Consider the following 26,288-nt stretch of genomic DNA (forward strand, 5'->3'; position numbering starts at 1 on the left):
AGAGATGGGCTCGACGCGGTCGGACGCTCGGCGTCGCGCGGAAGCCCATTCGTGACGCACTCTCTATCGGGAGCGGCTCCGAGGTGTTTCGCACAGGCCTTCTCGATCGTGTTTCACCTGCATGAATGATCAAAATTCGATCATCGAGGTGACTCGTGGGGAAGGTGTGGTCAAGCCCCTGACACTGCGTTATAAGCGGAGCGTGAAACCACCATTACGGGTGGTCGCTTCTCTCTTGAAATGCGCCCCTGCACAAGGGGAGGCTCAGACGGACTGCTCCGTTTGGTGGGGAGGGAGGGGGCCGAATGAGTGTCCTTGACGTGGCTGCTGCCCAGCTGGCACCCGTGTGGGACGAGCTCGTCAGCGGGCTGAACGTCGGGGTGCTGCTGACCGATGACCGCGGCCAGGTGCTGGCCACCAACGACGTCGCCGCCGAGCTGATGCAGCTGGACCGGGCCGATCTGCTGACCGGAACTCGTCCTCACGACTGGCAGGTCCGCGACGACACCGGCTCGCCCATGCCGGACTGGGCCGACCTGGCCGGTCAGGTGCTGCGCGCGGGCTGCCCGCTGTCCATCCCGCTCGTCATCATCAGCGGTCGCACCGAGAGCCGCATCTGGGCCGACTACCACGCCGTCACCGTGCAGGGCCGCAGGCGAGTGCTCGTCCTGCTGCAGTCCGTGCACACCGACGTCTCGCACTCCTCCGGCCTGCTCGACCCGCTGACCGGTCTGCCCGGTCGCGTGCTGCTGCTCGACCGGCTGCAGCAGTCGCTGGTCCGGTCCCGCTCCCGCGGCACGCTGTCGACCCTGGTGCTCATCGACGTGCAGCGGCTCGCCGACTTCAACGCCGCGCACGGCTTCGAGCGAGGCGACGAGCTGCTGTCGACGTTGGCCGGTCGGCTGCGCGAGGGCCTCAAGGACGAGCACACCGTGGCCCGCTACGGAGGGGACGAGTTCGCGGTGGTCGCCGAACACCCCAGCGGAACGGGCGAGCGGATCGCCGCCCAGGCGCGCGAGGTGGCCGGCTGGCCGATGCGCGTCGGCCGCAAGCGCGTCCGCCCCGACCTGCGGGTCTCCTGGGTGACCACCGATGGCCTCGCCTCGGTCCACTCGGTCCTGGCCCGGGCGGAACAGCAGCTCACCGCGAAGGCGCGGACCTGACGACCGCTGGATCGCCCCGAAGAGAGCCTGGTCGTCAACCAGGAAGGAGGTACTGCGTGGGTCAAGTAACCCCTGCTGAACGAAGCGGGGCACCCACGGTGAGGTGGGTGCCCCGCTTCCTGTTCATGACGGTTCAGCGCTCGGCCTCGCCCGAGATGAAGTCCTCGACCGCCTGGTAGGCGTCGGAGTCGGAGTACTGCTCCGGCGGCGACTTCATGAAGTACGACGAAGCCGACAGGATCGGGCCACCGATGCCGCGGTCCTTGGCGATCTTCGCGGCGCGGATCGCGTCGATGATGATCCCCGCCGAGTTCGGCGAGTCCCACACCTCGAGCTTGTACTCCAGGTTCAGCGGCACGTCGCCGAAGGCGCGTCCCTCCAGCCGGATGTAGGCCCACTTGCGGTCGTCCAGCCACGGCACGTAGTCCGACGGACCGATGTGCACGTTGCGCTTGCCCAGGTCGCGGTCGACCTGCGAAGTCACCGACTGCGTCTTGGAGGTCTTCTTCGACTCCAGGCGCTCCAGCTCCTTCATGTTCAGGAAGTCCATGTTGCCGCCGACGTTGAGCTGCATCGTGCGGTCCAGGTGCACGCCCCGGTCCTCGAACAGCTTGGCCAGCACGCGGTGCGTGATGGTGGCGCCGACCTGCGACTTGATGTCGTCACCGACGATCGGCACGCCGGCCTCGGTGAACTTGGCGGCCCACTCCGGGTCGGAGGCGATGAACACCGGCAGCGCGTTGACGAAGCCCACGCCCGCGTCGATCGCGCACTGCGCGTAGAACTTGTCGGCGTCCTCCGAGCCCACCGGCAGGTAGGACACCAGGACGTCGACCTCGGCCTCGCGCAGCGCCTGGACCACGTCGACCGGCTGCTCGTCGGACTCCTCGATGGTCTCCCGGTAGAACCGGCCGAGACCGTCGTGGGTGTGCCCGCGCTGCACGGTGACGCCCAGCGGCGGCACGTCGGCGATCTTGATGGTGTTGTTCTCGCTGGCGACGATGGCCTCGGAGAGGTCCCGACCGACCTTCTTGGCGTCCACGTCGAACGCGGCGACGAACTTCACGTCGCTGACGTGGTAGTCGCCGAAGGCGACGTGCATCAACCCGGGAACCCTCGTGTCCGGATCGGCGTCGGAGTAGTAGTGCACGCCCTGCACCAGCGACGCAGCGCAGTTCCCAACGCCGACGATCGCCACTCGCACCGAGCGACCGGGACGATCTCCGCCCATGGCAGGGCCCTCCTTCTTGGTCATCTGTCGTGTCCTTGCTTGATTCGTGCCGGTGGCTGATTACCCACATCTGGGCGTCCACAGGCATCGGGCCGCCCGGACGTCGAGGCAGCTGCCTGCTCGACGCGTTCGGTCTCGATGATCTCGTCCAGCCAGCGAACCTCGCGCTCGCTGTGGTCCAGCCGCAGGCGGTGCAGTTCCCGCGTGTAGCGGTCGAGGCATTCCCCGGAACGGGCCAACGCGCTGCGCAACCCCTCCTGGCGCTCCTCCACCCGGCGGCGCCGGGCCAGCAGGATGCGCATGCGCGCCTCGGCGGGCGTGCGGGAGAAGAACACCACGTGCACGCCGAAGGCGTTGTCCTCGCAGGAACGGGGGCCGCTGTCGGCGACCAGCTCGTCGAAGCGCTGCTCACCTGCGGCGGTGATGCGGTACACGCGGCGGGCGCGGCGGCCCCACGCCTTGGACTCCTCGGCGTCCGATTCCTCTTCGATCAGCCCGGCCCGGCACAGCCTGCGCAGCGTCGGGTACAGCGACCCGCAGGAGAGCGCGCGGAACACGCCGAGCGTGTCGTTCAGCTGTTTCCGCAGCTCGTATCCGTGCATCGAGGAGCTGTGCAGGAGCCCGAGCACCGCGAGTTCGAGCATCTGCACCTCCTACGAGCGTCTAATAGGCGCCGCGAATAATAAGGACTGCCAGCGTCGGCAGGGGCACCCGGCGGAGTATATCGCGCCGATATATCGAGACTCACAGTCGAGCGGTGCCAGAGGTGGTCGGCGTCACCGCACGTGGTGGCGGAGATGCCCGCCTGCCCTGAACGGCGCATGGAGCGCGCGGGGGCGGCACGTACCCTGTGGTCGTGCGGACCCAACGGCAAGTGGTCGACTACGCGTTGCAGCGCCGAGCGCTCCTCGCGCAGTTGCACGCTGGCCGCGTCGGGGTGATGGAGGTCTGCGACGCCGACCCGTACTTGCTTCAGGCGGCGAAGTTCCACGGTGAACCCAGCGACACCACCTGCCCCGTGTGCAGGAAGGAAGAGCTGACCCAGGTCTCCTGGGTGTTCGGCGACGCTCTCAAGCACGCGTCCGGATCGGCGCGCAAACCCGAAGAGCTGGACCGGATGGCCAACCTGTTCGAGGAGTTCAACGTCTACGTCGTCGAGGTGTGCCGCACATGTAACTGGAACCACCTGGTGCTGTCTTACGTTCTCGGGACCAACGGCTTGAACGACGGCCGATCCGGGCGCAAGACTGCAGCGGAGTGAGATTCGGTCGTGCACCCGGCACGCCCGCACGCGCCGATGCGGCGCACCCCCGACGTGAACGCATCACCGGCGTCGCCCCGACGCCTGTCCTGGAGGCCAACTCGTGAACGACGAGCGTGACGACCATGCCAAGGGCCGCCACTCCCGGCATCCGAACCCCGACGGTCGCCCCACGCCACCCCCGCCGCAGAACCCCGGCCCTCCCGGTGGTCAAGCAGGACCACCGCAGCGGCCGGCCGGCGGACCCCCGCCGCCCCCGCCCGGCGGTCCGGCGTGGCCGGGAGAGCAGCCCGGTGGTCGTCCGGGAGCCGGTGGGCAGCAGCCGCCGCCCCCGCCGGGACGTCCCGGCGGGCAGCCCGGTGGGCAGCAGCCGCAGTGGCCCGGGGCCGAGGCCCCGGAGGAGACGACCGGTGCGTGGACGCCGTCCTTCGACGACGACTCCGCACCGGGTTCGAGCCCGTCGCCGCTGACCAGCAAGTTAAACGGGGAGGACGACGCGACGAGCTACTCGCCGTCACCACCACCACCGCCTCCTCCCCCGGGCCGTCCGGGACAGCCACCGGCGGGGCAGCAGCCGCCCGCCGGTCGTCCCGCGCCGCCACCAGGTGAGGCGCCGACGCAGAACCTCCCCCAGACGCCGGGCGCCGACCGTGGCGCTGCCGGTGCCGCAGGTGCTGCCGGTGCCGCAGGTGCTGCCGGTGCTGCCGGTGTCGCAGGTGCGGCCGGAGCCGCAGGTGCAGCTGGAGCCGGTGGTGCCGCTGCCGGTGCTGCCGGTGCTGCCGCCGGTGCGGGTGCGGTTGCCGCAGGTGCCGCTTCGGGCGGTGCCGGTGTCACCCGTGAGCCGAATCTGCTGACGCACTCGGACCAGGCGACGTACAACTACTACGCCGACGACTTCGACGACGACCCCTACGGCGACGACGATCGGTTCGGCGACCACCAGAGCGGCGGTGCCGCAGATGTCGGCAGCGCCGCTTTCCCGGGCAGGGACGACGACGAGGATCCAGACGACGACATGAGTGCCGCCCAAGCCAAGCGCGCCGTCCTGTGGCGGCGCATCCGCAGGGCCTGCTACGTGGGCGCGGCCGCAGCGGTGATCATCCCGACGCTGGTGTTCATCTACGGCTACCTGTTCTGGGAAGCGCCGGATGAGCAGAAGCTGCTGAACATGAAGCAGCCGATCACCATCACCTACGCGGACGACTCGCCGCTGGCGACGGTGAGCTCGGACGGTTCGCGCGAGGTCGTCCGCGATCTCAACCAGGTGTCCAAGCCGCTGCGGGACGCGACGATCTCGGCCGAGGACGCGAGCTTCTACACCAACCCCGGCTTCGACTTCCAGGGCATCGCCCGGTCGGTGTTCTTCATGTTCACGGGCTCCGGTGTCGGTGGTGGTTCGACGATCACCCAGCAGTTCATCAAGCTCGACCTCGAGCTGAACAAGTCGGATCCCGACTACGTCCGCAAGATCAAGGAGATCGTGCTCGCGTTCAAGATCACCAACGAGCGCGAGAAGGACGACATCCTCCTGTCGTACCTCAACACCGCCTACTACGGCCGAGGCGCCAACGGCATCACCGCGGCGGCCAACGCCTACTTCGGCAAGAAGCCGAGCGAGATCACCCCGGCCGAGGCTTCGGTGCTGGCGGGCATGGTGCAGCGCCCGAAGGGCAACGACCCGCGCGAGGACATGGAGCAGGCCACCTCGCGGTTCGACTACGTGCTCGACCAGATGGTCAAGAACGGCTTCCTGCCCGCTGCCGAGCGCGAGGGCCTGCAGCTGCCCGAGACCCGCGGTCAGAGCGACTGGCGGATCGACCGGCGGCTGACCCCGGACCAGTTCAAGATCAAGGACCAGGTCCTCCGGGAGCTCGAAGAGGCCGGCTACGACGAGGACACGCTGGCCCGCGAGGGCTTCAAGATCAAGACGACGATCGACCCGAAGGCCCAGAAGGCGGCGGTCGAGGCCGCCACCACCCAGGCCGAGAACACGCTGCCGGACAACATCAAGACCTCGCTGGTGGCGGTCGAGCCCAAGAGCGGTGAGGTCAAGGCGTACTACGGCGGCGGCGGGGACGTCGGTGGCTACGACTGGGCGGTCGCGCCCACCGAGCCCGGTTCGTCGTTCAAGCCGTTCGCGGTGCTGGCGGGTCTGCACAAGGGCATCGGCATCGGCGAGTTCTACGACGGCAGCAGCCCGCAGACGATCGCGGGAACCGAGTTCGCCAACGCCCCGAACGTGGCCTGCGACGTGCCGAACCACTGCGGTGTCCGCGAGGCGATGACGAAGTCGGTGAACACCGTGTTCGTCAACATGGCGTCCCGGTTCGGGCCGCCGGCCATCGCCGAGGCCGCGCACGCCGCCGGCGTCCCGACGGAGTACAAGTCGGGCAAGGGCTCGACCAAGACCCTGCAGAACGCCGACGGTCAGACCCAGTCCGGTGTCGCGCTGGGCATGTACCCGGTGAAGCCGATCGACATGGCCAACGCGTACGCGACGCTGGCGAACCAGGGCAAGTCGCACACCCCGCACCTGGTTCGGGAGATCACGCCGCGCGAGGGTCCGGCGATCAAGATCCACAACGAGCCGGTCAAGACGCTCTACGACGAGTCGGAGTCGGAGGCCGCGAAGCTGGCCTACAACACGATCGCGTCGATGTTCGACGTCGCCGACCACGCCAAGCGGGGTCTCGAAGGCGGCCGGCCGGTGATGTCCAAGACCGGTACGCACCAGTACCTGGACACCAAGGACAACGCCACCGCGTGGATGATCGGTGCGACTCCGCAGCTGTCCACCTCGGTGTCGATGCTGGCCAGCGAGAACGGCCGCAACATCCCGCTGGAGGACAACTCGGGCACCAGCTTCTACGGCGGCAAGTACCCGGCGATGGTGTGGCAGCAGTTCATGAACAGCTACCACAAGGGACTCAAGGTGGAGCAGTTCAAGAAGACCGACACCATCGGTCAGTTCCAGGACATCCCGCTGCCGCCGCCCCCGACCTCGTCGGAGCCGCCGTCGAGCTCGGCGCCGCCGCCCACGATGCCGAGCGACTCGCAGGACCAGGAGCCGACGACCAGCCGGGAGAAGCCCGGTGACGGTCAGGACTGCGGCGGGTTCTTCGAGCCGCCGTGCGAGTCCGAGACGAGCAGCCCCGGTGACGTCGCACCAACGCGTCGGTTCGGCGAGTAGTCGGAGCTGAAGCAGGAAGGGCACCCGTCCACCCGGCGGGTGCCCTTCCTGCTTTTCGGGGCCAAGTAGCATCCGGGCGTGTCCACCAACGAATCCGCCGATCGGGAAACAGCGGCGTCCTCGGGGAACGTGCTCGCGGCAGCGGTGGACAGTTCGTCCCTCTCACCGGCGGATCGGGTCCCGCCGACCTGGACGGAGTCGTTCCCGCGCAAGGTCAGTCGGCTCTTCGGCGGTCCGCTCGGCAGGCACGCGCAGGTAGGGCGGCAGTGGTTCTGGACGCCGCTGCGGGTGATCCTGCTGCTGGCGGTGCTGACGCTGGCCGCGGCGTGGCTGTTCAAGGCGCCCTGCCAGATCACCTACGACACCGGCAGCGGTCCGCAGCTGGACTGGCGGAACAGCAAGCAGTACGTCGCCATGTGCTACACCGACATCATCCCGCGCTACGGCGTGGGAGATCTCGCGCCGGACAACGCCTTCCCGTACAAGACCGGCTGGGTGGAGAACCAGGGCACGCCGAACGAGCAGGTCCGCTACATGGAATACCCGGTGCTGACCGGGCTTTTCCAGTGGATCAACGCCCGCACCGCCGACGGTTGGGCGACGCTGGCCGGTTTCGGCTGGCTCCCGGGTGGACTCACCAGCGTCCTGTACTTCAACATCACCGCGCTGTGGCTGGCGGCGGCCTGGCTGGTGACCGTCTGGGCGCTGGTCCTGCTGGCCCGCCGCCGCGTCTGGGACGTCGCGCTGGCCGCCGCCTCGCCGCTGGTCTTCGCGCACGCCTTCATCAACTTCGACGCCCTGGCCGCGGCGCTGGGAACCGCCGGTCTGCTGGCCTGGGCGAGGCGACGACCCGCGCTGGCCGGGGTGCTGATCGGCATCGGCGGCGCCACCAAGCTCTACCCGCTGTTCTTCCTCGGACCGCTGCTGATCCTGGCCTGGCGCGCGGGGAAGCTGCCCGACGCCGCGCGCGCGGTGCTGGCCGCCGCGGTGGCGTGGCTAGCGGTGAACGTCCCGATCCTGCTGGCGTACCCGGACGGCTGGGGCGAGTTCTTCCGGCTGAACAGCCAACGGCCCGCCGACCCGGACTCGCTGTACAACGCGCTGATGCACTTCACCGGTTGGGGCGGTTTCGACGGGCAGCTGCCGGCGGGCGCGACGCCGGTGGTGCTCAACGCGGTCAGCCTCGGGCTGTTCCTGCTGGCCTGCCTGGCGATCGGTTGGCTCGCGCTGGCCGCTCCGACCCGGCCGCGCGTGGCTCAGCTGTGCTTCCTGGTGCTGGCGGCGTTCCTGCTGACCAACAAGGTGTGGAGCCCGCAGTACTCGCTGTGGCTGGTTCCGCTGGCGGTGCTGGCGATCCCGCGCTGGCGGTTGCTGCTGACCTGGATGGTCGTCGACGCCGCCGTGTGGGCGCCGCGCATGTACTACTACCTGGGCACGGCCAACAAGGGACTGCCGGAGGGCTGGTTCCTGGGCGCGGTGCTGGTCCGGGACGCGATGGTCGTGCTGTTGTGCGTGCTGATCGTCCGCGAGATCCTCGATCCGGCCCGCGACAAGGTGCGCACCGCGCTGACGGTCTGCGGCGAGCACCCCGGCGGCATCGACGACCCGTGCGGCGGTCTGCTCGACGGCTCCCGGGACCGGTTCGTGTTACCCGGTGTCGCTCGTTGGGGGCAGCGAACTCTCGCTGCGGGCCGGGGGGCTCTAGCTTCGAAGCGCTGATCCGCTCGTCTCGTGGAGGTGCTTCTCAGATGTCAGGTCGCATGCTGACCGTCGTTCTCGCCGCAGTCGCGGTGGCCATCCCCGCTGCGGCCACGGCCGCGACGGCCGCGCCACCGGCCCCGGTCCAGGTCCAGCTCGGTGAGGCCAAGTGCCAGGACATGTCGGCCATGGTCGCCTCGATGCCGATGCTCGCGCCCGCGTTCCCCGACGCGGCCCACACCCCGGTCGTGGAGTACCGGATCACCGGCGCGCCTGACGCACCGATGACGCCTTACGAGGTCAAGGTCAACGGCGAGACCAAGGGCTCCGGTTCGGTGGGAGCCAAGGGCCTGATCGTCTCCAGCACCTCGGTGCCCAACAACACCACCACCAAGTTCGAGGTCACCTCGGGCGAGAAGGTCCTGGCGACCCGCACCTACACCCCCGCTTGCTGATCGGACCAGCGCAGATCGTCGCGGCCCCCGGGATTCCCGAGGGCCGCGACGGCGTTTCGCGATGGTGAGGGAGGGCCAGGGGCGGGGTCCGGGGTTGGTCAGGGCTCTTCCCTGAGGTTTCGCGGGCGCCCGCAACGCATTCTGAGTGCATGACGACCTACCAGAAGATGTCCCTGTCCCGTCCGAAGGACCAGGCGGTGATCGCCGGGGTCTGCGCCGGCCTGGCGCGGCGCTTCGGCATGAAGCCGACGACCGTCCGGATCCTCTTCCTGCTCTCCTGCCTGCTCCCGGGCCCGCAGTTCGTGGCCTACATCGTCCTCTGGGCGCTCATCCCGAAGTCCTGACGCCACGCGGTCAACGCCGTTGTCAGGACCAGCAGCAGCACCGCCGTGAGGGCGGCCTGCACGAGCACCGCAGGGGGTGCGGTGTCGGCGCCGAGGGCGAACAGCAGTGGGAACGCGAGGGGAACCCACTTCGCCAGCAGCGTCACCGTCAGCAGGACCACCGCCGCGACCAGGGTGTATCCGATGCGGGGGATCACCAGGGCCGAGCACGGCAGCGCCACGGCGACGCCGAAGACCGAGCAGATCAGGTGCACCAGCAGGCCGAGGGCGAGCGTGGTGAGCGGGACGTGGGCGTCGTGCGTGACGGCGCCCCAGCCCACCGCCAGCACCGCGAGCCCGGCCGAGCACGACAGCGCGGTCAGCACCACGCCGATCAGCACGCGGGTGGACGAGCCCGCGTGCGCGGCGATGATCATCCGCTGCTCCGGGCCGGACAACCCGGCCAGGGCGATCGTCAACCAGCACGCCACCACCAGCGAGGAGGCGGCCGTGACCGCGTACCCGGGCAGCGCGGGACCCTGGTTCGTGCTGTAGAAGACAGCGAGCAGTCCGATGTGGACCAGCACGGGCGGCACGTACCGCTGGGAGTGCCAGAGCTCGGCGAGCTGGTAGCGGACCAGCGCGATCACCGCTGCCTCCCGGGGGATTCCACCGCGACGACCGAGCAGCCGAGCTCGATCGCCTCCGCCAGCACGGCTTCCCGCCGGGTCGATTCCACCTCCAGCTCCACCGTCCGCCCGCGGCGGACGTCGAGCACGCCGTCGCACCCGGACCAGTCGGCGGCCCGGCCGCCGTGCAGCACGATCCGGCAGGTCGCGACCCCGGCTTCGAACTCGACGAGCCGCCCTCCGGTCAACCGGTACGACCGGGTGGCCGCGGTGCGCACGAGCTCCGGGCGGTGATCGGTGAACACGACGGCGGCGCCTTCGGCCGCCACCTCCGCGATGACCTCGGTGAGCACCGGACGGGTCTCGACGTCCAGTCCGGACCACGGCTCGTCGAGCACCAGCAGCTCCGGTTCGGTCAGCAGCGCCTGGGCGAGCGCCACCTTCTGCGCGTTGCCCTTGGACAGCTCCCGCAGCGGCGCGTCCGGACCACCGGCCAGGGCGAACCGCGCCAGCCACCGAGCCGCGCGTTCATCGGCGTCGGAGCTGGTCAGGCCGCTGATCCGACCGAGGTGGCGGAGGTAGGCGCGGGCGCTCATCCGCTGCCGCGCCGGGAACCGGTCCGGCACGTAGCCCACGCGCGGCACGGTCCGGACGGCACCGCCGGACGGCCGGGACACCCCGGCCAGGACCCGCAGCAGCGTCGACTTGCCGGAGCCGTTGGAGCCCAGGACGCCGACCACCTCGCCGGGGTGGACCGCCAGGTCGACGCCGCGCAGCACCGCGTGCCGGCCGTGCCGCTTGGTCAGACCGGACACGGCCGCGACGGGCTGCGCGGCGGTGCTGCTCACCGAGTCGCGTGGGCGTCGAGCACGTAGGCGATGGCGCTGGTGATCTTGGCGGCGAAGGCGAGGTTCAGGTTCTCGTCCGGGACGTGGGCGTTGCTGTCCGGGCCGAGGGCGCCTGTGACCACGAACTGCGCGTCCGGGTAGGCCTCGTGCAGCAACCCCATGAACGGGATCGAGCCGCCCAGGCCCAGGGTCCGCCAGCCCGCACCGAAGATCTCCTCAGCCGCGACGTCCAGCGCCCCGGACAGCCACGGGGCCGGGTCCGGCGCGTTCCAGCCCAGGCCCGCTTCGGAGTGCCCGAAGCTGACGCGGGCGCCGTAGGGCACCTCCTCCGACAGCCGCCGCTGCACGGCGGCCAGCGCGGCTTCGGGGTCGGCGGTCGGCGGCAACCGGAAGCTCAGCTGCAGCGTCGTCGACGGGCGCAGGACGTTGCCGGCGTCGGCGGGCTTGGGCAGCCCGTCCGCGCCGATCACCGACAGAGTCGGCCGCCAGGCGTTGTTCAGCGCCAGCTCCACCTCGTCGTCGGTGACCGGCCGCATGCCCTCCGGCCACGGCACGGAGCCGGTGACCATGCCGGGCACGGCCTCGATGGCCGCGCGGGTCTCCGCGATCCGGTTCTCCGGGATGGACACGGTGAGCTCGGGCAGCAGGATCTCGCCGGTGGCGGAGTCCTCGATGCGGTCGAGCAGCTGCCGCATGATCCGGAACGAGCTGGGCACGATGCCGCTGGCGATGCCGGAGTGCAGCCCGGAGTCGAGCACCTGCACCTCGACCTCCAGCTGGACCATGCCGCGCAGCGAGTTGGTCAGCCACATCCGCTGGTAGTCACCGGCGCCGGAGTCCAGGCACACCACCAGGGACACGGCGCCGAGCCGGTCCCGCAGGTGTTCCAGGTAGGCGGGCAGGTCGGGGCTGCCGGATTCCTCGCCGGTCTCCAGCAGCACGACGCAGCGCGCGTGCGAGCCGCCGTTCGCGCGGACCGCCTCGATCGCGGTGACGGCCGCGTACCCGGCGTAGCCGTCGTCTGCGGCGCCCCGGCCGAAGAGCTTGCCGTCGCGCACCACCGGGGTCCACGGGTCCAGGCCCTCCGACCAGCCGCCCAGCGGCGGCTGCTTGTCGAGGTGGCCGTAGAGCAGCACGGACTCGTCCGGGGCGTCGGCCGATCCGGGAACGTCCACCAGCAGCAGCGGGGTCCGTCCGGGCAATCGGACGACGTCGATCTCGGCGCCTTCGATGCCGCGGCCGTCGATCCACGCCCGCACGTGCTCGATGGCGGCGTCGAGGTGTCCGGTGTTCTCCCAGTCGGCGTCGAACGACGGCGACACGGCGGGGATCCTCACCAGCTCGGACAGACTCGGCAGAATCGCTTCGTCCCACGCCTGGTCAACGGTCTTGGAAACAGCAGCTCGATCCACGAGCGCGATCCTATGCCCGCGCCCGGAGGCGCGTCGGCCCGTGGCGTGAGTCGGTCAGCTGCTCGAAGCCGCCGCACCGGCCACCGTCACCGCGGTGATCGTGGCGGTGGTCTGCGCGATGACGTCGCGGACGGCGCCGCCGAGCTGCTCGCCCTTGCTGATCTCCTTGAGCCGCTTGCGCTCGGCCCGGTCCAGGCCCAAGACCACGTACAGCCCGGTGGCGTGCGTGAGCGCCGCGAGCAGGGCCAGGCGTTCGTCGAGTTCCACCTCGTTGCGAGCGGCGGCCCTGATGCGGGCGATCAGCGCGTCTCGCGTGCCCGGATCCGGCGCGAACCTGTCGTAGGAGATCCGCAGGAACGACTTCTGCTCGCGGTGCATCAGTCCGCGTTCGGCGAGGGAAGCGGCGTGCACCTTGCGCGCACCCCGGCGGCTCTGGATGAACGTCGTGGCCGCCACGGGTTTCCGCTTCGGGCCCGCCTTGTGCTGGAGGAACCCGATGGTCTGGTCGATCCAGCCGACGCCGGCCGGTTCGGCGTCCAGCACGGTCAGCTTCTTCTTCTCCAACCCGACGCGTTCGGTCAGCACCAGTTCGCCCAGCTCGGCGGCGCCGGTGTAGTCGGAGGTCGAGTAGTAGGAGCCGTTGGGCTTGTGCAGCAGCAGCACGAACTCCTCGGGCAAGCTCAGCGCGGTCATGCCAGGAGTCTGGCAGCGATCAGGGCGCGACGGCGGTCTTCAGCGCGAGCTCGTGACGTTTGTCAGTCGAACTCGTGCACTGGTCTGTTCGGGGGGCGTCACCGGGGTGGGGGTTGTCGTATTCGCGCAAGCTGAGACGCGGCCTCCCCAATATCGGTACTGCAATGGTCCGTAACTCGTTAGTTGGTCCTCCATTAATTCGATGACCTGCGAATTCGGTCCGTCCACAGAAGAACTACCGTGATCTCACGGGAGTTGATCGCTCGCTGCTGTACCGATCCACTCCCTGTGGCAGGGCTCACGGCCCACGCGGTTTTCGTGCCAGGATGACGAGGAGCGATCCATCGCTCCGCTCGGGCCGGCCGGGTGACCCACCAGGTCAACGGCAGGTCGGCGGAGCAAGCCGGTCTCCACCGCCACAAGCGGTGGTCGTCGGCGCGACACGAGGAGATCACACATGTCCCCCGAGCAATGGACGTCCTCTTCAGGTAATCCGCCCGCGAAGCGCACCGACCTCCCTGCCGCAACCGCAGCCAAGCCCACACGGGAGCAGGTGATCGCCGGTTTGCGCGCGACGAGTGAAGGCGGGGCTGACCTCGTTCAGCTCCTCACCCCAGAAGGCCAGCGGGTTTCGCACCCCGACTTCGACATCGACATCTCCCCCGAGCAGCTGCGCGACCTGTACCGCGACATGGTGCTGGTCCGTCGCGCCGACCGGGAGGGCAACGCCCTGCAGCGCCAGGGCCAGCTGGGCATCTGGGTGCCGCTGCTGGGCCAGGAGGCCGCCCAGATCGGTGCGGGGCGGGCGATGAAACCGCAGGACATGGCGTTCCCGAGCTACCGGGAGCACGGCGTGGCCTGGACCCGCGGCATCGACCCCACCGAGCTGCTGGGCATCTTCCGCGGCACCGACCACGGCAGCTGGGACCCCACGAGCACCGGGTTCCACCTGTACACGATCGTCATCGGCAACCAGTGCCTCAACGCCACCGGGTACGCCATGGGCCAGCGCTTCGACGGCAAGGTCGGCGATCCCGACGGCGAAGCCACGATGGTGTTCTTCGGCGACGGCGCCACCAGCCAGGGCGACGTGCACGAGGCCATGGTGTGGTCGGCCGTCTACGACTCACCGGTCGTCTTCTTCTGCCAGAACAACCAGTGGGCGATCTCCGAGCCCCTGGAGCGCCAGACCCGAGTACCGCTCTACCAGCGCGCCAGCGGCTACGGCTTCCCCGGCATCCGGGTGGACGGCAACGACGTGCTGGCCAGCCTCGCCGTCTCGAAGTGGGCGCTGGAGGAGTGCCGCAACGGCAACGGCCCGGTGCTCATCGAGGCGTTCACCTACCGGATGGACGCCCACACCACCTCCGACGACCCGACCCGCTACCGGATGTCCGACGAGCAGGAAGCCTGGAAGCTCAAGGACCCGATCGAGCGACTCCGGGTGCACCTGATCCGCGAGCACGCCGCTGACCAGGACTTCTTCGATTCCATCGACGCCGAGGCGGACCAGCTCGCCGCGCGGTTCCGCGAGTTCTGCTTCAACATGCCAGAGCCGCCACCGGAACGGCTGTTCTCGCAGGTCTACGCCGAGGAGACCCCGCAGATCGCCGCGCAGCGCGAGGACTACCTGCGCTACCTGTCCGGATTCGCCGACGAGGCTGCCAGCGGAAACGCGGTGGCGGGAGGTGTTCACTGATGGCCGCGCCCGCTCTCGAACGCCCGACCACCCCGTCGGGGACCCAGACCGTCACCATCGCCAAGGCGCTGAACATGGGGCTGCGCGCTTCGCTGGAGCGCGACCCGAAGGTGCTGATCATGGGTGAGGACGTCGGCAAGCTCGGCGGCGTCTTCCGCATCACCGACGGCCTGCAGAAGGACTTCGGCGAGCACCGGGTGCTCGACACCCCGCTGGCCGAGTCCGGGATCATCGGCACCGCGATCGGCCTGGCCATCCGCGGCTACCGGCCGGTGTGCGAGATCCAGTTCGACGGCTTCATCTTCCCCGGCTTCGACCAGATCATCAGCCAGCTCGCCAAGCTGCACTACCGCAGCCAGGGCAAGGTCAAGATGCCGATCGTCATCCGGGTGCCCTTCGGCGGCGGCATCGGTGCCGTGGAGCACCACTCGGAATCGCCGGAGTCGCTGTTCGCGCACATCGCCGGCCTGAAGGTGGTGTCCTGCTCGAACCCGGTGGACGCCTACTGGATGCTGCAGCAGGCCATCGAGTGCGACGACCCGGTGCTGTTCTTCGAGCCCAAGCGCCGCTACTACGAGAAGGCGGAGCTCGACACCTCCATCGATCCGCTGCCGCTGCTGAGCTCCCGCGTCGTGCGGTCCGGCTCGGCGGTGACCGTCGCGGCCTACGGCCCGATGGTGCGCACCTGCCTCGACGCGGCGACCGCTGCGGCCGAGGACGGGCTGGACCTGGAGGTCGTGGACCTGCGCGCGCTGTCCCCGCTGGACCTGGGTCCGGTGTTCGAGTCGGTGCGTCGCACCGGCCGGTTGGTGCTGGTCAGCGAGGCGCCGTCGGAGTCGTCGGTGACCTCGGAGATCGCCAGTCGGGTGCAGCAGGAGTGCTTCTACTCGCTGGAGGCCCCGGTGCTGCGGGCGACCGGGTTCGACACGCCCTACCCGCCGTCGAAGTTGGAGGAGGGCTTCCTGCCCGACCTCGACCGGGTGCTGGACGTCGTCGACCGTTCGCTGGCGTACTGAGGGGAGTTCATCGATGGCGCTCAAGAAGTTCCCGCTGCCCGACGTCGGCGAAGGCCTGACCGAGGCGGAGATCGTCGGCTGGAAGGTGCAGCCGGGCGAGAACGTCACCGTCAACCAGGTGATCGTGGAGATCGAGACGGCCAAGGCGTCGGTGGAGCTGCCCTGCCCGTGGGCGGGCACGATCCGCGACCTGCTGGTGGAGCCGGGCCAGACCGTCGAGGTCGGCACGCCGATCATCAGCATCGACATGGCCGGTGCCGACCCCGAACCGGAACACGAGCCGGACGAGGGCTCGGGCAAGATCGGCGAGGAGTCCAACGGCCGGATCGCCACGCTGGTCGGCTACGGTCCGCGGACCTCGGCGGCCAAGCGGCGTCCGCGCAAGGACCGGCACCCGGCCACCAACGGCACGCCGACCAACGGCACCGCGACCGCCACCGCCGTCGCACCGCCGGAACCGGAGGAACCGCAGGTCGAAGAGGCCGGTGGGTTCGTGCCGCTGGCCAAGCCGCCGGTCCGCAAGCTCGCCAAGGACCTCGGCGTCGACCTGCGCTCGCTGGCCGGGTCCGGCTCGGGTGGCGTGATCACCCGCGACGACGTCCAGGCCGCGGCGGCTCCGACCGCTGCTCCGGCCACGCCGGCCGCCGCTCCTTCCGGTGACCGCGAGCGGCGGGTGCCGATCAAGGGCGTCCGGAAGGCGACCGCGCAGGCGATGGTGGACAGCGCGTTCACCGCTCCGCACGTCACCGAGTTCCTGACCGTCGACGTCACGCCGATGATGGAGCTGCGCGAGCAGCTCAAGTCGGACCCGGCGTTCCGCGGTGTGAAGATCACGCCGCTGGCGTTCGCGGCCAAGGCCATGTGCCTGGCCGCCCGCCGGACCCCGGACGTCAACGCGACCTGGGACGAGGCGGCGGGCGAGATCGTCTACAAGGACTACGTGCACCTCGGGGTCGCGGCGGCCACGCCCCGCGGACTGGTGGTGCCCAAGGTCCGCGACGCCGACCGGATGTCGCTGCGCGAGCTCGCCGAGGCCCTGGAGCAGCTGACCAACACCGCCCGGGAGGGCAAGACGACTCCTGCGGACATGGTCGGCGGCACGATCACCATCACCAACGTCGGCGTCTTCGGCGTCGACACCGGCACGCCGATCATCAACCCCGGTGAGTCCGCGATCTTCGCCTTCGGCGCGATCCGCGACATGCCGTGGGTGGTCGACGGCCAGGTGGTGCCGCGCAAGGTGTGCCAGCTGGCGCTGAGCTTCGACCACCGCGTGGTCGACGGTCAGCAGGGCTCCCAGTACCTCGCCGACGTGGGCGCGCTGCTGGCGAACCCGAGCATGGCGTTCACCTACTGATGCACGGCCGAGGGGCGTTCCCGGCGAGCCCGGGGCGCCCCTCACGTGCGCTTGAAGACCCGAACCCCCTGGTCGGGGGTCCACGAGGTGATCACCAGGTGGGTCTGGTCGTCGGAGAGCCTGGTGGTGACGACCTCGGTGATCGCGCAGCGGAAGAGGTGGGCGTCGGTCTGCGGCGGCTGCGCCTCGGTCACCCACGCGGCCTGCTCGTCGCCGGTGACCTCGACGGCCACGCCGGAGATCTTGACGTCCGGTGCGGACATCGTCCCGTCGCCGGGGTTGGTGTGGAGCGCGAAGCGCCCGTCGCGCTGCAGGTCGCGGGCCTTGCGGGCGCCGGGCATGGACCCGAACGTCAGGTCTCCCCCGTACCAGCCGGCCTCCGTGCCGCTCACGCGCGGCGCGCCGTCCTGGCGCAACGTCGCCAGCACGTGGTGCTGCATCGACTCCAGCCGAGCCCGAGCGGCCGAGGCCAGCTCAGGTGCCTGTTCGGCGAACTCCTGCCATCCGGTCATGCCGACCAGAGTGGCAGGCGGCACCGACAGCGCCAGGACAGACGAACGGCCCGCCCCTGCCATCCCCCCGGATGCGGTGCGGGCCGTTCGGCCAAGTCTGGTCAGTTCCCCTTGCGACGGCGTCCGCCGCGGCGGGATCCGGAGTTCCCGGAGCTCGAAGATCCGGAACCGGAGGCGGAGCCTGCCGACACGGCGACGGGTTCTCCCGCCTCCGCCGAGGTCTCCTGCTCGGGCTCCTGGGACTTCTGCTCGTCGTACTCGCGGAGAAAGTCGAACGCGTGCTTGTCGAAGTCGTGGATGTCGATCTCCGGCAGTTCGCCGAGCTCGTTGTTGAGCTGCTTGAAGATCGGCGTTTCCACCTCAGGCGTCGTCAACTTCTTCACCGCTTCGCCCTCCCGTTCGTCATCGAAGCGTTGGCCGAGCCGAGCCCTCCCCGCGGAGCTCGTTCGATGAGCGTTGGACCTCGCGGGTCCTTCACCCACCGGTGGGACGCATGCCGCCGCTCATCCTGACGCGGCGGCACGCGGTTCACCCAATTGGATCAGTGCCTTGCACCTGCCCACGCACATGGTGCAACAACGATCCCGATCCAGCCGGATGAATCGATCTCACACATCCGCCAAGCCGCATACTGCCCTCTACCTAGTCAACACCGGTACCCGTTGTGCAATTCCGCACCGTGTCATATGCCACTGACCTGCGGTTAACCTCTGGAACAAGTTGATCTGCTAAAGGGACGAGGCCGGGAGAACGCGAACGGACCGGCTCCACTTGGGGGTGGGGAGCGCGGTCCGTTCGCTTGGTGCCGGGTCGCCGTGGGGGGCTTTTTCCGCCGACCCGGTGTCCGAGGGGAAGTTCACGCCTTCGGTATCTGGAAGAGCTTGGGCAGGTTGACGGCGAAACCGATGTCGCCGGCGAGCCTGACCCGCCGCGCCATCACCAGCTTCGGGGCGGTGGTGTTGCCGGAGGTCAGCTGCAGGAAGTCCAGCGGGACCATGGTGATGGTGACCGTCGCGGCGTCGTGCTGGGCGCCCTTGGTCACCTGGCAGCGGCCGTCGGTGAGCGCGCACTCGTAGTGCAGCAGGTCCTCGCCCTTGCCGATCCGCCAGTTGACCACCGCGTGACGGCGCTTGGCGTGTTCGGGCTGGTAGTGCTCGCTCATGCGCCGGAAGACCTCGTCGATGATGTTCTCGCGCAGTTCCGGCCTGGCGAGCACGGCGTTGAGCTGGTCCTCCGAGGCGCGCGAGATCAGCCGCGCGAACTGGTCGGGGGTCAGTTCGCTGAGGTCGATCCCGCCGCCGGCGGCGGATTCGGAGGCGGCGCGCAGCAGCTGGACCAGCTCGGCCTTGTCGATCTCCCGCGGGTCGACGTGGGCGAGGGTCGCGATGGGGTCCGACGGGGATTGAGGCATCGCTGCCCACCTCCATTACCTACCGGAGGGTAAGACTACGCACGAGTAGGTTGGCGGGCAAGGCACCAGAACTGAGTCGCTCCAACTAACCTGAGGCGAATTACCAGGGTATGAGGTGAGATGGAAGATCATCGGGACAGCGAGCGCCCGCGTTCCCGGCGTTTGCCGAGGGCCGTTCGCGAGCGGCAGATTCTCGACGCAGCCGTGGAGGTGTTCGCCAAGCACGGTTTCCACAACGCGTCGATGGACGAGATCGCCGAGACCGCGAGCATCTCGAAACCGATGCTCTACGCCTACCTCGGTGCCAAGGACGAGCTGTTCGTCGCCTGCGTCCGCCGCGAGGCCGCGAAGCTGGTCGAAGCCATCGGAGCGGACATCGGGACCGGTCTGGCCCCGGCCGACCAGCTCTGGCACCGCCTGCACATGTTCTTCGAGTACGTGCACGTCAACAAGGCGGGTTGGCAGCTGCTGCACCGCCAGGGAGACGTGCCCGGCGAGCCCTACGTCCAGGAGCTCTCCGAATGGCGGGAGCGCGCCACCCAGCTGATCGCGGCGCTGCTCGCCGAGGCGACCACCGACCAGCCGCAGCCGATGCAGTCCGAGCAGACCGAACCCTTCGCGGCGGCCCTGGTCGGAGCGGGTGAAGCGCTCGTCGAGTGGTGGTTCCAGCACCCCGATTTCACCGCCGAGGGCATGGCCATGCGCCTGATGAACATGCTCTGGCTCGGCTTCGGCGAGCTCGTCGAAGGCCGCTCCTGGTTCCCGTCCTCCCAGACCGAGGACCCCACCGGCTCCTGACCACCGCGCCGCGACGGACCGGCCCCCTGCGACGGGTCGTCCGCGGCAGGGGGCCGGTCGTCGGGTCAGCTCGTGATCGAGCCCGTGAGGTGCGGTTTTCCGGACCGGGAGTGCAGGGCGAAGTCCCAGCCGGAGCCCGTCGGGCGCATCGTGAAGTCGGCCTTCGACGGAAGCAGCAGGGGCTTGGCGAAGTCGACGTCCACCGTGAACGCCCCGGGGATCCGGCCCTCCAGCGCAGCCAGGCAGCGGGCCTTGGACCACATGCCGTGCGCGATCGCCTTCGGGAAGCCGAAGACCTTCGCGGTCAGCGGGTGCAGGTGGATCGGGTTGCGGTCGCCGGACACCGCCGCGTACTCGCGGCCGATGTCGGCGGGGACCCGCCACGTGCCCGACGCCGCGCCCGGCTCGATCTCCCGGCGCCGCTGCTGCGGGGCGTTCTCGTCCCGCTTGCCCACCCGCAGGTAGGTGCTGGTCTCCCGCCAGACGACCTCGTCGTCGACGCTGGTCTCGGTGACCACGTCGAACTGCTTGCCCTTCGGGTGCGGGCGCAGGTCGGCGACCCGGACCTTCTGCGTCAGCTCGTCGGTCACCAGCAGCGGCCGGTCCTGCTGGATCCGGTTGGCCACGTGCACCAGGCCGACCAGCGGGAACGGGAAGCCCTTGTCGGTCATCAGCTGCACCGACGCCGGGAACGACAGGATGTGCGGGTAGGTGATCGGCAGCTCGTCGCGCAACCCGAACCCGCAGACCCGGTTGTACTCGGCGAGATGCACGGGATCGATGGTGATCCCGCGCCGCACGTACTCGGTGTCGGGCAGCTCGCCGCCCCGGCGGGTCGGGCCCGTCGCGGCGGCCTTGAGGTACAGCGACCCCAGGTTCGGAGCGGTGGAAAGTTCCGGCATGTCCTCTCCCGACCTCAGGCGCCGAGCAGGCTCTGGCCGCAGACCCGGACCACGTTGCCGTTGACGCCGCCCGACGCGGGGTTGGCGTACCAGGCGATGGTCTCGGCGACGTCGACCGGCTGGCCGCCCTGCGACATGCTGTTCATCCGGCGACCGGCTTCCCGCACGAACAGCGGGATCGCCGCGGTCATCTTGGTCTCGATGAAGCCCGGCGCGACCGCGTTGATGGTGGCGCCCTTCTTCGCGGCCAGCGGCGCGGTGGACTGCACGTGCCCGATCACACCGGCCTTCGACGCGGCGTAGTTGCCCTGGCCGACGTTGCCGGCGATGCCGCTCATCGACGACACGCAGATGATCCGGCCACCGGCGCGCAGCGGGGAGCCCTTGCCGAGCAGCTTCTCGTTGATGCGCTCCTGCGAGGTCAGGTTCACCGCGAGCACCGAGTCCCACTGGGCCTCGCTCATCCGGCCGATCGTCTTGTCGCGGGTGATGCCCGCGTTGTGCACCACGATGTCCAGGCCGTCGTGCCGCTCGCTGAAGTGCTCGGCGAGCTTGGCGGGGGCGTCCTCAGCGGTGATGTCGAGCTGGAGGGCCGAGCCGCCGATGCGGTTGGCGACCTCGCTGAGCTCGCCGCCCTGCGCGGGCACGTCCAGGCAGACCACGTGGGCGCCGTCGCGCGCCAGGGTTTCGGCGATGGACGCGCCGATGCCCCGGGAAGCACCGGTGACCAGCGCGATCTTGCCCTGCAGCGGGCGGTCCTGGGCGATCTCCGGCACGTCGGCCTTGCCGATGCGGAGGACCTGGCCGGACACGTAGGCGGACTTGCCGGACAGCAGGAAGCGCAGCGTGGAGTCGGTGGCCTTCTCGGCGCCGTCGGCGACGTAGACCAGCTGGGAGGTGGCGCCGCGCTTGAGCTCCTTGCCCGCGGTGCGGGTGAAGCCCTCCAGCGCGCGCTGAGCGGTGGCCGCGCGCGGGTCGGACAATGCTTCCGGCTGGGTGCCGAGGACGATCAGCCGTCCGCAGCGGTCCATCTGCCGGATCGCGGGCGCGAAGAACTCGTACAGGGCGCGCAGGCCCTCGCTGGAGGTGATTCCGGTGGCGTCGAAGACCAGGGCGGCGTAGCGCTCGTCGTCGGCGCGCTCCTTGCGGACGTCGGCACCGACTTCCTGCAAGGTCGCGTTCAGCGAGTCGGCGAGCCGGCCCGAACCGCCGAGCAGCACCGGACCGGTGATCAGCGGCTCGCCGGGCTTGAAGCGGCGCAGCGGGGTCGGGTCGGGCAGGCCAAGCTTCTTGACGAACTGGCGCCCGAACGCGGACTGGGTGAACTGCTGGTATCGATCGGACATCTCTGGACACTCCCGAGGAGGCGGTTCATGAGGGTTCGGACACGAAGTCGCGCGGTCGCTCGACGGCTAACCTACCCGCGAGTAGATTAGATTGGCCAGGAACGAACCAGCAACGAGGGAGTAGGTATGACCACCGTTCGGCGAGTCGCGATCCTCGGCGGCAATCGGATCCCGTTCGCGCGATCCGGCGGTCCCTTCGCTCGCGCGTCCAACCAAGACATGCTCACCGCCGCGCTCGACGGGCTGGTCGCGCGGTTCGGCCTCGCGGACAAGACCGTGGACGAGTTCGTCGCCGGCGCCGTGCTCAAGCACAGCCGTGACTTCAACCTCGCCCGCGAAACCGTGCTGGGTTCCAAGCTCGACCCTCGCACGCCCGCCCACGACGTGCAGATGGCGTGCGCGACCGGGCTGGAAGCGGTCGTCTCGGTCGCGAACAAGATCGCGCTCGGCCAGATCGAGGTCGGCATCGGCGGCGGCGTGGACTCCGCCAGCGACGCCCCCATCGCGGTCAACGACGACTTCCGCCGGGTGCTGCTCAAGGCCAACCACGCCAAGACCACCGGCGCCAAGATCAAGGCGCTGGCCGGCGCCCGGCCGCAGCACGTGGTGCCGGAGATCCCGCAGAACTCCGAGCCGCGCACCGGTCTGTCCATGGGTGAGCACGCGGCGAAGACCGCGCTGGCCTGGGAGATCACCCGCGAAGCCCAGGACGAGCTGGCCGCGCGCAGCCACCACCGGCTCGCCGCCGCCTACGACCGCGGCTTCTTCGACGACCTGATCACCTCGTTCCAGGGCGTGGCCAAGGACCAGAACCTGCGCCCGGACAGCTCGGTGGACAAGCTCGCCAAGCTCAAGCCGGTGTTCGGCAAGGGCGAGGGCGCCACTATGACCGCGGGCAACTCGACCCCGCTGACCGACGGCGCCTCCACGGTGCTGCTGGCCAGCGAGGAGTGGGCCAAGGCCAACAACATCCCGGTGCTGGCCTACCTGTCGGACATCGCGCCGGCCGCCGTCGACCACGTCAGCGGTGACGAGGGCCTGCTGATGGCCCCGGCCTACGCGGTCCCGAAGCTGCTCGACCGCAACGAGCTGCAGCTCGGCGACTTCGACTTCTACGAGATCCACGAGGCGTTCGCCTCGCAGGTGCTGTCGACGCTGAAGGCCTGGGAGGACCCGGACTTCTGCAAGAACCGCCTGGGCCGGGACAAGGTCCTGGGCGAGATCGACACCGCGAAGCTCAACGTCAACGGATCCTCGCTGGCCGCGGGTCACCCGTTCGCCGCGACCGGTGGTCGCATCGTCGCCACGCTCGCCAAGCTGCTGTCGGAGAAGGGCCAGGGCAAGGGCCTGATCTCCATCTGCGCGGCAGGTGGTCAGGGCCTCACGGCCATCGTCGAACGCTGACGCCCCCGCCTGACGCGAAAGCCCCGGTGCACCTCGGTGACCGGGGCTTTCACATGCCCATCGGGCCGTATACAGATCTCTAGCAAAATCACTACACACCCGGATACACCCCAATCCGGAACCTTTACCGACCGGATTTCAGTGGAAACCAGGGCTCCGATTTCAGTGGAAGTCGGGTTCCGGATTTCCACTGAAATCCGGCACCGGCACCGGCACCGGCACCGGCACCGGGATCGGGGGCGGAATCGGGACCGGGACCGGGACCGGTGGGGAGGTGGACACGCCTGTACCGGAATCTCGCCAAGTATCGAATTTGAGCTAGAAACGCGGATACAGTCCGACGGTTATGGACCCGGTCCGCAACCCCTTCGCCCCCGGCGCCGGACAGCGACCGCCTGAAATGGCCGGACGCGCTCGCGAGCTGGACGCCTTCGACGTCGTGCTCGAACGAGTCGCCCGCGGACGTCCGGAGCGGAGCCTGGTGCTGACCGGGCTCCGCGGCGTCGGCAAGACCGTGCTGCTCGGCGAGCTGCGCTCGATGGCGGTCCGGCGCGGCTGGGGCGCGGGCAAGGTCGAGGCGCGTCCGGAGGCCGGCCTGCGTCGCCCGCTGTCCGCCGCCCTGCACCGCGCGATCCGAGACCTGGCCGTCCGCCACCGCGCCCCGGACCGGGTCGAGGAGGTCCTGGCGGTGCTGAAGGCGTTCGCGCTGAAGGCCAACCCGGCCGACGCGAAGCTGCGCGACCGCTGGCAGCCGGGCATCGACGTGCCCGCCGCAGTGGGCCGGGCCGATTCCGGAGACATCGAGATCGACCTCGTCGAGCTGTTCACCGAGGTCGCGGACCTCGCCGCCGACGTGGGCACCGGCATCGCGCTGCTGCTCGACGAGATGCAGGACGTGCAGGCCGAGGACGTCTCCGCGCTGTGCGCGGCGTGCCACGAGCTGTCCCAGTCCGGCGCGCCGCTGGTCGTCGTCGGGGCCGGACTGCCGCACGTGCCCGCCGTGCTGTCGGCCAGCAAGTCCTACTCGGAGCGGCTGTTCCGCTACGTCCGCATCGACCGGCTGGACCGCTCCGACGCCGACCGCGCCGTGATCGCGCCGATCGAGCGGGAAGAAGCCGAGATCACCCCGGCCGCGCTAGACACGTTGTTCACCGTCTCGGGCGGCTACCCGTACTTCGTGCAGGCCTACGGCAAGGCGACCTGGGACGCTGCCGTGCGCACCGAGATCGCCGAGGAGGACGTCCGGCTCGCGGCTCCGGAGGCGGAGTCGGAGCTGGCGGTCGGCTTCTTCGGCTCCCGCTACGAGCGGGCGACCCCGGCGGAGCGCGAGTACCTGCGGGCGATGGCGGAGCTCGTCGAGGGCAAGGACGAGCCCGCGCCCACGGCCAAGATCGCCGAGTACCTGGAGCGACGTCCGTCGTCGTTGTCCCCGGCCCGCGACGCGCTGATCAAGAAAGGGCTCGTCTACTCCGGGGAGCGCGGCCAGATCGCCTTCACGGTCCCGCACTTCGGCCGCTACCTGCTGACCCAGGACTAGCGGTCCATCGCGATCTCTAGCCTCGTATAGGAAGAGTGCTAGATCGCCTGATGCGAGGCGATGGACGGCCAACATCGACACGAGCCGTGCGGTTTCCGCGCCCTTCCGCCGCCGGAGCGGGTGAATAACAGTGACCTAAGACACATCGTGCAACGTGTGTAACGAACCCAGGGTGGGTGTCGATATTCATGATGACCCCGCGGTGCTGTCGGACCCCCGACCTGGCAGCATCGCGGGGCTTTCCAATTTCCGGGGTCCTCCAGCCCGCCTCCGCCGCGTTCTGATCAGCGCCGCATCTCGTCGAGGACGAGGACTCGGTCGTCCCAGTAGGTGCGCTGGACCTCGGCGGGATCGTTCTGGTCGAGGTGCTCGGATCAGCCGGAGGCGCGGCGTCGGCCGGTGCCGAGAAGGCCGCCAGGCAAGCGGCGGATGCGAGCGAGCGCGAGGGCTCACCGGTTCAGCCGCTCAGACCCCCGTCGAACGGCGTGGTCCGCCACTGCTCGATCGCGGGCCGCACCGCGTCGGCGAGCATCGGCAGCTGCGGCACGAGAGCCAGGCACGCGACCGACCGCAGCGCGCCGACGGCGTTGACGAACCGCAGCACGCGCCGGTCGAGCCGCCGCAGGCCCAGCGAGCGGGCGCGGGCGTCGTAGGACGCCTCGCACTCGGGGCCGAAGGCCGCCAGGTCCCACTCGACCGGACCGAGCGTGACCAGCTCGAAGTCGGCGCAGAGCTCGCCGTCGAGGGTGCGGACGATGTTGAACGGCGGCGCGTCTCCGTGGATCGGCTGGAGCTCCGCTCGGAACTCCGCCTCGAACGCCTCGCGCGAACTCACCAGCGGTTCCAGCACCGCCCACTCCCGCCGGGCGCGGTCGAGATCGGCCGGGTCCAGCAGATCTCGCCGCGCTTCGAGGTCGACCAGGGCATCGGTGATCATCTGCGGTTCGGCTGCCGACAGGAACGGCAGCTCGCCGGGGTATCCGCGCAGCGCCCGGTGCAGGTCGGCGACCAGCCCGGAGTTGTGCGCGTAGTCGGGCTCGGCGGCCTCGACGATCTCGGTGAACTGCCAGAACGTCATCGAGAACCCGTCGCGCTGGACCGGTTCGGCAGGCACCAGCGGACTCGGCGGGATCACCGGATGCCCTTGCTCAGCCAGCCACGCCACCACGTCGAGCTCGGTCCGCTGCCGCATCGCCTGGACCGCGATGCCGCTGGAGCGGGGCAGCACCACCGGCACCCGGACGACCACCGGCGCCGGTGCGAGGTGCACGACGACGGAGAACAGGTCGTGCAGCACTCGCGCCTCGCTCACGTCGAGGCCGAGCTCCCGGCCGGCGGCCACCGCCGCGCTCAGCGCTCGTGAAGTGCGTTGTCGATCGTCCGGTCGCATCCCGCTGATGTTG

General features: G+C 69.7%; 24 protein-coding genes. 12 read left to right on the top strand and 12 right to left on the bottom strand.

Features of this window, described 5'->3' with window-relative positions:
* Positions 1 to 305: 305 nt before the first annotated feature.
* Positions 306 to 1,163 carry a sensor domain-containing diguanylate cyclase gene (locus tag AB0J78_RS00695; protein WP_363785455.1) on the top strand — a complete coding sequence of 286 codons (858 nt, stop codon included), beginning with the start codon at positions 306 to 308 and terminating at the stop codon, positions 1,161 to 1,163.
* Positions 1,164 to 1,296: 133 nt separating this feature from the next.
* Here the strand turns inward: AB0J78_RS00695 and AB0J78_RS00700 are convergent, their stop codons facing one another.
* Together AB0J78_RS00700 and AB0J78_RS00705 are read right to left on the bottom strand one after the other, a co-directional pair.
* A complete protein-coding gene (locus tag AB0J78_RS00700; protein WP_363786341.1) occupies positions 1,297 to 2,394 on the bottom strand; it encodes an inositol-3-phosphate synthase in 1,098 nt (365 codons plus the stop codon).
* A 20-nt stretch (positions 2,395 to 2,414) separates the two neighbouring features.
* The gene (locus AB0J78_RS00705; RefSeq protein WP_363785458.1) at positions 2,415 to 3,038 is read right to left on the bottom strand and encodes a PadR family transcriptional regulator; all 624 of its coding nucleotides are present in this window, start codon (positions 3,036 to 3,038) and stop codon (positions 2,415 to 2,417) included.
* A gap of 212 nt (positions 3,039 to 3,250) precedes the next feature.
* Here AB0J78_RS00705 and AB0J78_RS00710 point away from each other — a divergent pair, with 212 nt between their 5' ends.
* The 5 genes from AB0J78_RS00710 to AB0J78_RS00730 all read left to right on the top strand — a co-directional run bounded on the left by AB0J78_RS00710 (position 3,251) and on the right by AB0J78_RS00730 (position 9,342).
* Positions 3,251 to 3,655: a DUF5318 domain-containing protein gene (locus tag AB0J78_RS00710; protein ID WP_207918906.1), complete on the top strand. Its 405-nt coding sequence runs from the start codon at positions 3,251 to 3,253 to the stop codon at positions 3,653 to 3,655.
* A gap of 103 nt (positions 3,656 to 3,758) precedes the next feature.
* Positions 3,759 to 6,845: a transglycosylase domain-containing protein gene (locus AB0J78_RS00715; protein WP_363785461.1), complete on the top strand. Its 3,087-nt coding sequence runs from the start codon at positions 3,759 to 3,761 to the stop codon at positions 6,843 to 6,845.
* Positions 6,846 to 6,989: 144 nt separating this feature from the next.
* On the top strand, positions 6,990 to 8,564 hold the full coding sequence (locus AB0J78_RS00720; RefSeq protein WP_363786343.1) for a glycosyltransferase 87 family protein: 1,575 nt from the start codon (positions 6,990 to 6,992) through the stop codon (positions 8,562 to 8,564).
* Between the two features lie 29 nt (positions 8,565 to 8,593).
* Positions 8,594 to 8,998: a hypothetical protein gene (locus AB0J78_RS00725; protein WP_363785464.1), complete on the top strand. Its 405-nt coding sequence runs from the start codon at positions 8,594 to 8,596 to the stop codon at positions 8,996 to 8,998.
* 149 nt (positions 8,999 to 9,147) lie between these two features.
* Positions 9,148 to 9,342, top strand: coding sequence for a PspC domain-containing protein (locus tag AB0J78_RS00730; protein WP_363785466.1), 195 nt, complete (start codon positions 9,148 to 9,150; stop codon positions 9,340 to 9,342).
* Here AB0J78_RS00730 and AB0J78_RS00735 read toward each other — a convergent pair.
* The 4 genes from AB0J78_RS00735 to AB0J78_RS00750 are packed head-to-tail and all read right to left on the bottom strand — an operon-like array spanning position 9,306 to position 12,903.
* On the bottom strand, positions 9,306 to 9,971 hold the full coding sequence (locus tag AB0J78_RS00735) for a hypothetical protein (protein ID WP_363785469.1): 666 nt from the start codon (positions 9,969 to 9,971) through the stop codon (positions 9,306 to 9,308). The genes AB0J78_RS00730 and AB0J78_RS00735 overlap by 37 nt on opposite strands.
* A complete protein-coding gene (locus AB0J78_RS00740) occupies positions 9,968 to 10,798 on the bottom strand; it encodes an ABC transporter ATP-binding protein (protein WP_363785471.1) in 831 nt (276 codons plus the stop codon). Before AB0J78_RS00740 ends, AB0J78_RS00735 begins: the two co-directional genes overlap by 4 nt.
* Entirely contained in the window at positions 10,795 to 12,210 is a 1,416-nt protein-coding gene (locus AB0J78_RS00745; protein WP_363785473.1) for a M20/M25/M40 family metallo-hydrolase, read from the bottom strand. The genes AB0J78_RS00740 and AB0J78_RS00745 overlap by 4 nt, the downstream gene beginning before the upstream one ends.
* 54 nt (positions 12,211 to 12,264) lie before the next feature.
* Positions 12,265 to 12,903, bottom strand: coding sequence for a GPP34 family phosphoprotein (locus AB0J78_RS00750; protein ID WP_363785475.1), 639 nt, complete (start codon positions 12,901 to 12,903; stop codon positions 12,265 to 12,267).
* A gap of 457 nt (positions 12,904 to 13,360) precedes the next feature.
* Between AB0J78_RS00750 and pdhA the strand changes: the two genes are divergently transcribed.
* Genes pdhA through AB0J78_RS00765 form a run of 3 tightly spaced genes read left to right on the top strand, consistent with a single transcriptional unit; the run spans position 13,361 to position 16,975 of the window.
* On the top strand, positions 13,361 to 14,602 hold the full coding sequence (gene pdhA / locus AB0J78_RS00755) for a pyruvate dehydrogenase (acetyl-transferring) E1 component subunit alpha (RefSeq protein WP_363785477.1): 1,242 nt from the start codon (positions 13,361 to 13,363) through the stop codon (positions 14,600 to 14,602).
* The gene (locus AB0J78_RS00760; protein ID WP_363785480.1) at positions 14,602 to 15,618 is read left to right on the top strand and encodes an alpha-ketoacid dehydrogenase subunit beta; all 1,017 of its coding nucleotides are present in this window, start codon (positions 14,602 to 14,604) and stop codon (positions 15,616 to 15,618) included. Before pdhA ends, AB0J78_RS00760 begins: the two co-directional genes overlap by 1 nt.
* A 13-nt stretch (positions 15,619 to 15,631) precedes the next feature.
* Positions 15,632 to 16,975 carry a dihydrolipoamide acetyltransferase family protein gene (locus tag AB0J78_RS00765; RefSeq protein WP_363785483.1) on the top strand — a complete coding sequence of 448 codons (1,344 nt, stop codon included), beginning with the start codon at positions 15,632 to 15,634 and terminating at the stop codon, positions 16,973 to 16,975.
* Between the two features lie 41 nt (positions 16,976 to 17,016).
* Here AB0J78_RS00765 and AB0J78_RS00770 read toward each other — a convergent pair whose 3' ends face one another.
* From AB0J78_RS00770 to AB0J78_RS00780, 3 genes are all read right to left on the bottom strand, one after another.
* Positions 17,017 to 17,487: a pyridoxamine 5'-phosphate oxidase family protein gene (locus AB0J78_RS00770; RefSeq protein WP_363785485.1), complete on the bottom strand. Its 471-nt coding sequence runs from the start codon at positions 17,485 to 17,487 to the stop codon at positions 17,017 to 17,019.
* 101 nt (positions 17,488 to 17,588) lie between these two features.
* Positions 17,589 to 17,870 carry a hypothetical protein gene (locus AB0J78_RS00775; RefSeq protein ID WP_207918846.1) on the bottom strand — a complete coding sequence of 94 codons (282 nt, stop codon included), beginning with the start codon at positions 17,868 to 17,870 and terminating at the stop codon, positions 17,589 to 17,591.
* A 473-nt stretch (positions 17,871 to 18,343) separates the two neighbouring features.
* The gene (locus tag AB0J78_RS00780; RefSeq protein WP_363785487.1) at positions 18,344 to 18,898 is read right to left on the bottom strand and encodes an SCP2 sterol-binding domain-containing protein; all 555 of its coding nucleotides are present in this window, start codon (positions 18,896 to 18,898) and stop codon (positions 18,344 to 18,346) included.
* A gap of 120 nt (positions 18,899 to 19,018) precedes the next feature.
* Between AB0J78_RS00780 and AB0J78_RS00785 the strand changes: the two genes are divergently transcribed.
* Positions 19,019 to 19,696, top strand: coding sequence for a TetR/AcrR family transcriptional regulator (locus tag AB0J78_RS00785; RefSeq protein WP_363785490.1), 678 nt, complete (start codon positions 19,019 to 19,021; stop codon positions 19,694 to 19,696).
* Between the two features lie 65 nt (positions 19,697 to 19,761).
* Here the strand turns inward: AB0J78_RS00785 and AB0J78_RS00790 are convergent, their stop codons facing one another.
* Complete coding sequence (locus AB0J78_RS00790; RefSeq protein WP_363785492.1) at positions 19,762 to 20,598, bottom strand: MaoC/PaaZ C-terminal domain-containing protein; 837 nt, start codon at positions 20,596 to 20,598, stop codon at positions 19,762 to 19,764.
* A 14-nt stretch (positions 20,599 to 20,612) separates the two neighbouring features.
* Positions 20,613 to 21,944: a 3-oxoacyl-ACP reductase gene (locus AB0J78_RS00795; protein ID WP_363785494.1), complete on the bottom strand. Its 1,332-nt coding sequence runs from the start codon at positions 21,942 to 21,944 to the stop codon at positions 20,613 to 20,615.
* A gap of 126 nt (positions 21,945 to 22,070) precedes the next feature.
* Between AB0J78_RS00795 and AB0J78_RS00800 the strand changes: the two genes are divergently transcribed.
* Entirely contained in the window at positions 22,071 to 23,348 is a 1,278-nt protein-coding gene (locus AB0J78_RS00800) for an acetyl-CoA C-acetyltransferase (protein WP_363785497.1), read from the top strand.
* A gap of 346 nt (positions 23,349 to 23,694) precedes the next feature.
* Complete coding sequence (locus tag AB0J78_RS00805; RefSeq protein ID WP_363785500.1) at positions 23,695 to 24,885, top strand: ATP-binding protein; 1,191 nt, start codon at positions 23,695 to 23,697, stop codon at positions 24,883 to 24,885.
* 457 nt (positions 24,886 to 25,342) lie between these two features.
* On the opposite strand, the gene AB0J78_RS00810 is transcribed toward AB0J78_RS00805, so the two are convergent.
* Positions 25,343 to 26,275, bottom strand: a complete 933-nt coding sequence (locus AB0J78_RS00810) for an aminoglycoside phosphotransferase family protein (RefSeq protein WP_363785503.1) — start codon at positions 26,273 to 26,275, stop codon at positions 25,343 to 25,345.
* Positions 26,276 to 26,288: the final 13 nt, after the last annotated feature.

Source organism: Saccharopolyspora sp. NPDC049426 (assembly GCF_040676935.1).
Lineage (GTDB): Bacteria > Actinomycetota > Actinomycetes > Mycobacteriales > Pseudonocardiaceae > Saccharopolyspora.